13 protein-coding genes are annotated in these 9,505 nt (G+C 42.9%); all 13 read right to left on the bottom strand.

The window, feature by feature from the left end:
- The 13 genes from NYE35_RS01635 to NYE35_RS01575 all read right to left on the bottom strand — a co-directional run bounded on the left by NYE35_RS01635 (nucleotide 1) and on the right by NYE35_RS01575 (nucleotide 9,284).
- Complete coding sequence (locus NYE35_RS01635) at nucleotides 1–420, bottom strand: hypothetical protein (protein ID WP_341119998.1); 420 nt, start codon at nucleotides 418–420, stop codon at nucleotides 1–3.
- 11 nt (nucleotides 421–431) lie between these two features.
- A complete protein-coding gene (locus tag NYE35_RS01630; RefSeq protein ID WP_341119996.1) occupies nucleotides 432–1,352 on the bottom strand; it encodes a hypothetical protein in 921 nt (306 codons plus the stop codon).
- 89 nt (nucleotides 1,353–1,441) lie between these two features.
- Nucleotides 1,442–3,520 (bottom strand): portal protein, encoded by a 2,079-nt coding sequence (locus tag NYE35_RS01625; RefSeq protein ID WP_341119995.1) that lies wholly within the window; start codon nucleotides 3,518–3,520, stop codon nucleotides 1,442–1,444.
- Nucleotides 3,521–3,531: 11 nt separating this feature from the next.
- Nucleotides 3,532–3,759: a hypothetical protein gene (locus NYE35_RS01620; RefSeq protein WP_341070334.1), complete on the bottom strand. Its 228-nt coding sequence runs from the start codon at nucleotides 3,757–3,759 to the stop codon at nucleotides 3,532–3,534.
- 4 nt (nucleotides 3,760–3,763) lie between these two features.
- Nucleotides 3,764–5,356 carry a phage terminase large subunit gene (terL, locus tag NYE35_RS01615; RefSeq protein ID WP_341119993.1) on the bottom strand — a complete coding sequence of 531 codons (1,593 nt, stop codon included), beginning with the start codon at nucleotides 5,354–5,356 and terminating at the stop codon, nucleotides 3,764–3,766.
- Entirely contained in the window at nucleotides 5,253–5,726 is a 474-nt protein-coding gene (locus tag NYE35_RS01610; RefSeq protein WP_341119991.1) for a terminase small subunit, read from the bottom strand. Before NYE35_RS01610 ends, terL begins: the two co-directional genes overlap by 104 nt.
- 188 nt (nucleotides 5,727–5,914) lie before the next feature.
- Nucleotides 5,915–6,091, bottom strand: a complete 177-nt coding sequence (locus NYE35_RS01605; RefSeq protein WP_341119989.1) for a hypothetical protein — start codon at nucleotides 6,089–6,091, stop codon at nucleotides 5,915–5,917.
- A gap of 14 nt (nucleotides 6,092–6,105) precedes the next feature.
- A complete protein-coding gene (locus tag NYE35_RS01600) occupies nucleotides 6,106–6,309 on the bottom strand; it encodes a hypothetical protein (protein WP_341119987.1) in 204 nt (67 codons plus the stop codon).
- 107 nt (nucleotides 6,310–6,416) lie between these two features.
- Nucleotides 6,417–6,869 (bottom strand): HNH endonuclease signature motif containing protein, encoded by a 453-nt coding sequence (locus tag NYE35_RS01595; protein ID WP_341119985.1) that lies wholly within the window; start codon nucleotides 6,867–6,869, stop codon nucleotides 6,417–6,419.
- 278 nt (nucleotides 6,870–7,147) lie between these two features.
- Complete coding sequence (locus NYE35_RS01590) at nucleotides 7,148–7,564, bottom strand: hypothetical protein (protein WP_076308619.1); 417 nt, start codon at nucleotides 7,562–7,564, stop codon at nucleotides 7,148–7,150.
- Nucleotides 7,565–7,590: 26 nt separating this feature from the next.
- Complete coding sequence (locus NYE35_RS01585) at nucleotides 7,591–7,743, bottom strand: hypothetical protein (RefSeq protein WP_341119982.1); 153 nt, start codon at nucleotides 7,741–7,743, stop codon at nucleotides 7,591–7,593.
- Between the two features lie 31 nt (nucleotides 7,744–7,774).
- Complete coding sequence (locus NYE35_RS01580; RefSeq protein ID WP_341119980.1) at nucleotides 7,775–8,011, bottom strand: hypothetical protein; 237 nt, start codon at nucleotides 8,009–8,011, stop codon at nucleotides 7,775–7,777.
- Between the two features lie 196 nt (nucleotides 8,012–8,207).
- Nucleotides 8,208–9,284, bottom strand: coding sequence for a hypothetical protein (locus NYE35_RS01575; protein ID WP_341119979.1), 1,077 nt, complete (start codon nucleotides 9,282–9,284; stop codon nucleotides 8,208–8,210).
- Between the last annotated feature and the right edge of the window lie 221 nt (nucleotides 9,285–9,505).

Below are 9,505 nucleotides of genomic sequence, written 5' to 3'. Positions count from 1 at the left end.
TTAGCTAAATACGCGTGATTTAACTTTAACGCGTACCATTTTTGTATTTGTGTTGATTTCAGATACAGCGAATTGGCCACCCGTAATATCTGAAGCAAGGACAGACAATCCATCAGCAGCAACATCAGCACTTGTAACGCCTACAATGAACCCAACATCTGGCGTTCCTGTGTATGGTGCATCAAACCAATCTCCTTCACGTGCTAATACCACATCAAGATACTGATCTGTACCAGCTGTAAGCTTTTGGTTTGCAAATCCAGCGATGGCAGCACCGTTTGTGGCTTTGGTCCATCTTCCGGCAGCCAATTTAACAGCTTCGCCTTGAGCGAAAGCTTCAGCATTAGTGGCCATAATCTTACTCATGTGGTGCGTAGGTGCACCGTAGTCATTGAAAGCAAACTTGAATCCTTGTGGCATAGTTGATTACCTCACTTTTTAACGTATTTTTGTGCTGCTTGTGGTTCAATTCCAAATAGTGCAAATGCATCAGACAGTTCCTTAGGAACGGATGGAGCCAAGTCTTCGGATGTATTGCCTAACACAGCAGCCCGTTTGTTCAAGCGTTGCTGTTTAAGTACGTCTTGCTCAGCCAACTTACGTTGATTACCAGCAATTGCATCGCGGTTAACTAGTTCATAAGCATCGATTGGGTCATATCCGCGCTGTATCTTCGCTTGTATATCAGGCGTGTACCATGACGCTGTACCAACTTCTGGAGTTTCCTCAGCCAAGTGTGGATATTTAGCAAAAAGGTCTTCCCAGCCCTTCAGTTGCTGTGCTTGAGCCTCTTGAGCCTTCACAGATTCTTGTGCGGTTTTCTCTCGGTCTAAAACTTCCTTCGCTTGTTGTAGCAATGGGTTGTTATCAAGAAATTCTTCAAGCTGTTGCGGATCCCATCCAGCCTCGGTATATTGATCAACCATGGCTTGGCGTAGGGATTGGAAACTATCTTCTTTATGTTGAATGGCTTCTTGTTCCAAGCGGTCTAGGTTCTCAAGATACTCTTTGTGAGAAGAAAAACCGTTTAGCTTGGCTGTTCGCTCCAATGCAGCTTCATAATCTTTGGCTCGACCTTCGATCTTGTCATAGTTCAGACCCTTTCGAGCGTATTCGTCCACCTGATCTTCTGGGACAAATACCTCTTCTTTGTTGTACTTGTAGGTTCTGCCCTTGCGTTCTGGCTCAGGTTCAGTCTCTATGGATGGAGCTTCTTCCTCTGCTTCTGCGACAGGTTCAGTAGGTTCTATCCCAAACATTTCTAAAGCTTCATTGACTCCAGTGGCAGCCTGTGGTGAGGCTTCCGGTGTGATCTCTTCGCTATGGGAGGCGTTATCGGTCACGTTTTCCATGTTCAAACACTCCTATCGAATGGCTCCTATGGGTGGGAGCGAGGTAAAAGCAATATAAAAGGCCCAACGCTGCTCTGCGAAGGGCCTAACTATGCTGATTGTTTCGTATCTTTAATGAGTGATCCAGCCACCTTAGCGGCTTCTAATTGCATCTTTTGTTGTTGCATGGACTGGTCAAACTCTTTATCTTGCTGATTTACAGTTTGTTGCTCCTGTGTAACCTGTCCAACCTGCTGCTGTAACTGTTGATTTTCTACTGAAAGTTGTTCAGCTTGCTGTTGCAATTCCTGCAATTCCTGCTGTTTCTGTAGTTCTACATTCATCCGTTCCTCAATGACACTGATAGGTTCCATACGACCATGTTCAATGGTGTACAGTAACGCTCTAGCGTCTATCATTGGCATTCCAGTACGTGGATCAATGGTTTTGATTAGGTTATTGGCTGTGGCAATCCAATAATCTCGGTCAACGGGTTTATCTGCTGAGATATTCACCTTGATATCGAATATAGGGACATACTCTTCAGTAAGGTCTAGCGTCTCTTGTGTGCCATCTTCTAAATCATTCGTTAACGTTGTAGGCACTCCGCTAATTAAGCTGTCTCGACTCACTTCCACCTTACGTCCAGTGACTCTTGCAACTCTGGCGGTGGTATAAAACTGAGCGATAAGCTCGATATACAATGTGAAAACTTCTGTCATAGCCTGCGTGATAGCATCTGTAACGGGATTAAGTCGATTACTAGCTGCTGCAATCAATGCTTTTGCTTGCTCACCACTAGTAACATTGCTGGATGCCTGACCATTGGCGCTATCAAACTGTCCAGGTATCTTTTGGAGCATGTTTAGATAGTAATCAATCATACTAAACACGGTTGATGGTACAGTTACACCTTGCAATTCTTTTATTTGATTATTAGAAAGTGCTCCCATCGCTGTAGGTAGCATAGCTCCAGCCGTTGACCGTTGATCCTGCCATGTGGCTACTCGGTTAATAGAACCTTCCTCATACATAATGGCGCTGTTACCTTGCTTACTCATGGTCTCAATAGCCAACTCTGTGAACTTATTCAGCATCGTTTGCGGCTTGATCATATCTCTACCGAATCCCTTGCCATGTATGTTTCCCTCTAAAGGGAACAATGTACGGGCGCTGAATGGGTATTTACCATGATCGTAGACATATGCCTTGTGCTCCAAGAACACGCCGCCAGATGAAACGTAGATGCAGTGTATACCTTCCATCTTTCCATCAGCCTTAGCTAGCGCCTCTGACGGGTCTTTTTTCTCATTTAGCTGAGTGGTAGCTAATTCTTCGAACAACTCTTTATCCTCGGCTGTAACCATCTTAGGAAGTCCACGGTACCAGTATTCAATGAGTCCTGACACTTTATTGTTTGTGGTATCCTGTCCCAAGTAAGAATCTGTGTAGTTAAAACTGCTTTCCGAACCAATGGCGTGATTGAATATCTCTACATCGTTCACATCCATGTCTGAATGCACCTTAGCCCCTTGCTTCTCCCATCTCTCACGGAAGTATTCCAACGTTTCTGGGGTTTTGATGATCACAGCACCCATCTTTTGTAGGTAAATGTAGTCTCTCACTCGTGGATCAGGAAAGAATGTACCCAAGTCCACGGGGATGATGTCGTTCTGTCCATCAAAACGATTCATGCCTCTACCGCCTTCGACAGTAGGGTCATAGATTACCTTGAAGATCAGCGGACCATGTAGTACAGCCGTGTGGATGGCTCTGTAATACTTTGAACCAAAACCGATCTGCCTTAGTTCCGATGGCATGAAGTCATTTAGGTCTTGTGCTTTCTGTTCATCTGATTCCTCTTGCGCTTCAAAGTCTGGATAGGGATCCCAACCAGTAATCTTGCCAACAATGCTATCAATCTGAGCACCGAAGATATTGTCAACATTACTAGGACGCAAATTATTAATATTGTCAGGACGTAACCCATGCCATTGATCTCCTTTGTAGAAGCGTCCTTCCTGCCTCCATTGTTCGTCCATCTGCTGCCTATTTTCTTTGAACACATTAAAGTCCTGCATCACCATGTCAACGATCTTCTGCTGTTCTGGTGTATTGATCGGTTCCTTCGTCTCGCTATCATCCGTACCGAAGATACCCTCAATCAGCTTCTTTACTTTTCCTGCCAAGTTATCACCCCCTATTGTCCAAGTTCTTCAAGCAGATGCGTATCATCAGCCCAGCTTTGCGGCTTACGTCTTGGCACATCTGCAAACACCACTGGCTTTTGTTCTGAAGCTTTGTACTCTTTGTAGTCCTTAGCCATCACCTTTTCAGTTAAGCGGTCATTCAGACGTAGCAGATATCCTATAGCGCACAACAACAAAAAAACCACTGCCAACAGCGCAATGATTACGAATTGTTCCATATGTTCACCCCCAAAAGCTTCTAGCGGTAGATTTTACATCATCTTCGTCCTCATCAAACGGTTGTCTCTTCTCGCCTGTTGGCATCGCTGACCACGGCTTATCGTTATATACGATGGTATGAACTAACTCGCCAGCTATGGAAAGTGTATCCACCTGATCATCATGCTTGCCACGTGGGAAGCTCAGTAATTCATCTTCTAAATCAGTCAGCCACAGCGCGCCCTCTCTGTGGTATACCTTACCAGCCTCATAACGTGCAGCTATTGGTAAGCTGCGAGTTACTTTGTCCTTATCTACTTTGATTGGCATAACCGTCATTCCCTCGCGCTTCATTTCTTGAATAAGGTTCGTTCCAAACGTCTTGTCTTCAATCGCTTGGAATATTGGACGGTAACGGTAGTTCATCTCTTTCATGAGTGGCTTTTGGTCTGGTCCAGTGATGTGAGTACGGAATACGTCGTATACCAGGATGTCATTGTCAGGCGTGACGTAGAAGGTAGTAACAACGAAGAAGTCATTTATAGTCTTCTCACTGTTAGCTGTATCCACCGTTTGGAAGATCCTACATGCATTCTTCTCATATCGTTTTTCTCCTACAAGTAGATAGTGCGCCGATACATGCAGTACCTCCTCACGGAAGTATTTGAAGTGCTGGCGCTTGAATATCGTTCCTCCTGCAGCTGATGGTCTTTGTTGATACAGAGAGTTGAATACATACGAGCCAACGTCTGACTTAATCTGTTCAAGACGCTGGGTATCAAAGCCAAACTCAGGCCAGAGCGCCTCTCCAGGTTTACGACCTAAGTAATCATTGTCCTCAGCTATTGCAGGAAAGTTGATTACAGTCCAACGCTCGCCCTTATGTGTTCCGTCTTTTATTTCATCGGCTTCTTTCTTTAGCAGCCTCCCTACCAAATCGTCCTCATGCCACCGTGTCATAACGACTATGATTCTTCCATCAGGCGTTAAGCGTGTGTACAGCGTTGACGTGTACCAACTCCACAGGCTTTCTCTTGTGACTTCACTGTTTGCTTCCTCTGCATTTTTAAGCGGATCGTCAATGATCGCTATCCGTGCACCCTTACCTGTTATCGGACCACCAACACCAGCTGCATTTACGCCACCACGATGTCCCTCAATTCCCCATGATTCTGCTGATTGTCTGGCTCCAGATATCTGAACGCCAAAAATACCCGATCTATCCATGAATGTATCACGGGCAATCCGGTTGTTATCCCTACTAAGAGATAATGCATATGAAGCTAATATAATTTCATCGTTTGGGTATCTACCAATATGCCATACAGGGAACTTCTTTGACACTCTCTCTGACTTTCCATGACGCGGAGGCATAGTTACTATAAGTCGCTTTATCCTACCCTCAGAAACGTCCATAAGCGCCTTATCCAACACATCTAAGTGTTTACCATCAGCGTCGCGCCCATCGCTGTCATAGTCCATAAAGAAACTGAAGTCATGCTTAGCGAGTATCTCAAATTGTCGTTTCAAGGGTACTGGCTTGGCGTTTCCAGAGTTGTTTAAGTAATTCTGCACTGTCTGGGTCTGATGTGATTTGTTGTTCGATATGGTACTCATGATTGTGTGTCACCTCACCTTGTACATCAGCAACTAATTTATCAACTGGTTTATACCCACCACGATCTAGAATATCCTTTGCTGCTGCTATCCTATCTTTGTCCATTGCTTCAGGCTTCAACATGATCTCTTTCAGCACCTTATAAGCCTCAACAGCGTCTTCTGCAAAGATTTGTCGCAAGTCCCTGTTGAGATTCTGTTCAGTTTTGTTGAGATATTGTTGAACTTCAACACTCTTCAACAACCTACTGCCCTGACTGTATGCCGTTTTCTCACTGTATCCTGCTGAAATGGCAGCCTGTGTTGCATTGTTTCCATTCTTCAGATACTCGGTAACAAATATCATAATCTGTGGTCTTAGATCTGCCATTGTTTTCACCTCCTATCAATCATCTGTTCCTTCAACTCTGTATCCGCCACATGTGTTACATCCTTGTTCCAGCAATGTCAGTTTTGTTCCGTCAAAGAAATTGATTACAATATTCTTGCCTACTTGTTCAACATATTCTATTGTCTTTGTTTCATGAGACTTAATAATTTGGAATGAATCCATTGTTTTCACCTACCCAAATTAGTTTGTGCCAGCAACAATTGCGACTTAGCCAGTATCAACGTTGTGAACTCATGATGATATGCCAGTTTAATAGGATCGTTTCCAAGCTCCAGTACATTTTCGTTCATGTGGTCTATCATCTTATTTACATCATCCAGTAATCTCTGTATCTCCTCTTTCATGTGTTCACCTCCATCTATGCTTGATTTACCTCATCATTCACCGCATCACTAATATAACTCGTTGAGTGCGTCACACCTGATCTACTAAGACAATCCACATACGTTCTACGAAGCATATTCTTATACACCTCTTGCCTAGCCTTTACGATCTCATCATCTACCTTCGATAACTCATTCATTAGCTGTGTGCGCTTATGAGTAAGCTCTTGTAGGTTCATACACTACCACCTCGCATACAATAGGCTGTTATGATGTACATGAGTATTAGTGTGATGTATAGGTATCTAATGTCTTTGGACACTGTATACGGCCTCCACTTTCGTTATCATGCGGAAATATTAACATGTGTCCATGTTTGTCCAATCTTAATCTTATAAACGATATGGTATGTTACGTTCATTTTATGGGCTATATCGTTAGTACTCATTCCAATACTAAGCATCTTTTTTATCATGCCAGCCTCTTTATTTGTTATCTTTGACATACCATTTTTTTCTCCGAAGGCGTTTCTCCCTCTATCAATAGAATCATGCGAATTTTCTGATTTCGTTCCTAATTCAAGGTGCTCTGGGTTTATACAACTTGGATTATCACATTTATGGCGAACTACCAATTCATCTGGTATCTCTCCATAACATTCTTCATAGATAAATCGGTGCACTCTCTGGTGCCGACTATTTCGGTAAAAATAAGAATAACCATCACCATTTATCCTGTGTGAAGTAATCACAAAGCATCCGTTTTCATCGGTTTTAAACTCAATTTTCTTTTTCTTCATACTGGTTCCCTCCATTCCAGATGATTGATAAAACAAAAAGAGCAACGGCGTTAACCGTCACTCTTACGTTTGATGCAATCGCATCTATATGCATTTCCACACCACCAGGAGCGAGTCTGTCACCTTGTCAGTGTGCGGTTGTTGCTAAAAAGTAGCGCCGACCCGTAGCAATCGACGCTCAGTAAGGAGTGAACATTAGTGAATGAAAGTGACGAGGAATCAGCACTTAGGGGCGGTTCGCGCGCTACCGAATGCCAATTCCTCATACTTACATAATATCATGATGCTTTTGTAGTTTGTGTTCCCTCTTTGTTCCTTTTCATAACTTGTTTCCGCAGATAAGATTCACTATATCCAAGTTCCGGTGCCATCTGACGGTATGTTTTGTTTTCAATTATCTGTTTGTATATAACTACATTTGCCAGACCTTCGAACTGAGCTGCGTATTGTTCCATTTCGTTTTTAACTTCCTGTAGATGGTCCACCTCTGCCTGTATTAATTCCAGTTCATCAATTGCTGCGTTATACTTCTCGATCCCCTTATCAAGTGGTATATGGCAGTAAATAGATGACGGCATCCCTCCTGAGAATAACACTGCATGGGCCATATCTACCCGTCTCCTAATCTCCATCTCACGAATTTGCAGGATACGTAATTCAGAAACTGTATCATTGTACGAATCTTGCCATTTCATGTATATCCCCCCTATAGATAAAATGTTTATTTCAAGTGCTCACCACAGAATGGGCAGTAATTTATAACAATTACAGCATCACCGCAATGTGCATTCATGATCCATTCGTTTTCAGCATCTTTGTAAATTGTAGTTGAATGTCCTCCGCAACTGTCATTTTCAATACAATCATGCTCCATTGTTATTATCCTCCCCTACAGGTTGTATGGATTAATAAGCTAGCATCCTTGCTTTAACGGTGCTTCCTGAGATTATAGGCATCATTCTAACGTATACATTTTCTTTGTCTCTGATGTAATGGTTTATGATGTTCATTGTATTATCCTTTGCTTCTTCCAGATCATCACCAGACCATTTGAACATTTTCACCATTCTTCCGTTCACTTCGCCTATTTCTACCTTCGGATAAGCATCCAACTTAGCTATAAACTCTTCCCATGTTTCCATATTAATTATCCCCCCCTATAGATAACTTTTTATTCCTCTTCGATTACTTCAAGGCTACTCGCGCTATAAGGTATAGCTACGTTCATTCCATCCAACGCAACGAATATCCATGGATCTGAAATCCTCTTCACCGTGCCCTTACTACCCGACTTATGACGCACTCTATCGCCGATCTTCATGAGGGAGAAAAGGTAGCCTAAGCTACCTCCCTCACTGTAGATACTGCGCTTTCCAGACGTTTCACTGTGCTTTTAAGCGCTTCGAATTCTTCTCTCGTAACTGACGATCCAGCCATGTTTGATGTGCCTTCAGCCAATCCATGCTCTGTGCTGTTGGTATCTTCATCACGAAAGGCTGGAACCGTTACAGGCTCGTCCTCCACACTGCTATGTTGTGCCATATCCTCATGATTACGTTCTTGTTCTTGGATGTAGGCGGTTCGAAACGAGGGCGCTTCTTCGCTGGTCACCACCCGATATCTTCCTTTCATGGCTGATGGTTCCTTGATATCTCCGTTCATTGCAAAGTAAGGAAATTCAATCTGCTCGTCATTTTCAGCCAAATTAGCAAGGTAAGTATCTCTACGGATATTATCTTTCCAGCGAATGTTATAGATGACTGGTTTAGCTTCTTCTTCTTTTCTACGTTGTTCTAGCAGCTTTTCGTGAGCGCTGCGTACATCAACTTCAACAACCTTTGCAGCATTTGCCGATCCAACAGCGATTTCTTTACGAAGATCATCCAAATGACCATTCAATCTAGCGATTTCCTCATTTGCTTCGTCTAGCGCCTTAGCTGCTGCATCACGCTTACTGTTTGCGTCATTGATATCTAATTTAGCAGTGTCAACTATGTGCTTCAGAGCTTCGTTAGCTTCCTCGGACTGATTGAGTTTCTCCTGCAACGCTGCATTATCAGCTTTCAGTTTCTTGATTTCCAGCAAGTCTACCTTTTTCATTTCAACTACAGCGTTCTGTATAACAGCATTGACGTATTCATAAGATAATGTCGCTTTCTCTTCAGTGTAGTTGATAAACAGATCCTTGGGATCGTCTCCGCCAAAGTCCAGACTATCCATAAACTTTGCAGCGTCTGCCGTAACTGCCTGTAATTCCTCAGCCTTACTCTGTTCTTCGATGGTAATATCTATAGCTTTGATGTCGTTTTCTAGTTGAGTAACCTTAGCCCCATCCTTTACGGCTCCGCGCTGATTTTCCGTGTTTAACTCATACTGTAACTGTTCCCTTTTAGATACTAATTCCGATATTTCCACGAATACCCCTCTTTTCGTCCAAATGTTTTGATATTACCTATATTATACTATATTTACTACCATTATTGTACTATTATCTCTTGATTTCTTCGTTTTTCTTTCACTTTATTTCATGCTGATATTCTCTTTAGCAGTCTCTTTTCGATGAATTTATACTTATCTACTCTAAAGCCAATAGGAGGCTCATACAGCGACTTTAAGTTGCGGTGATGTATTTGCTT

This window comes from Paenibacillus sp. FSL L8-0494 (assembly GCF_038003695.1).
Taxonomy (GTDB): domain Bacteria; phylum Bacillota; class Bacilli; order Paenibacillales; family Paenibacillaceae; genus Paenibacillus_AQ; species Paenibacillus_AQ odorifer.
This window is presented reverse-complemented; position numbering and strand designations above follow the sequence as displayed.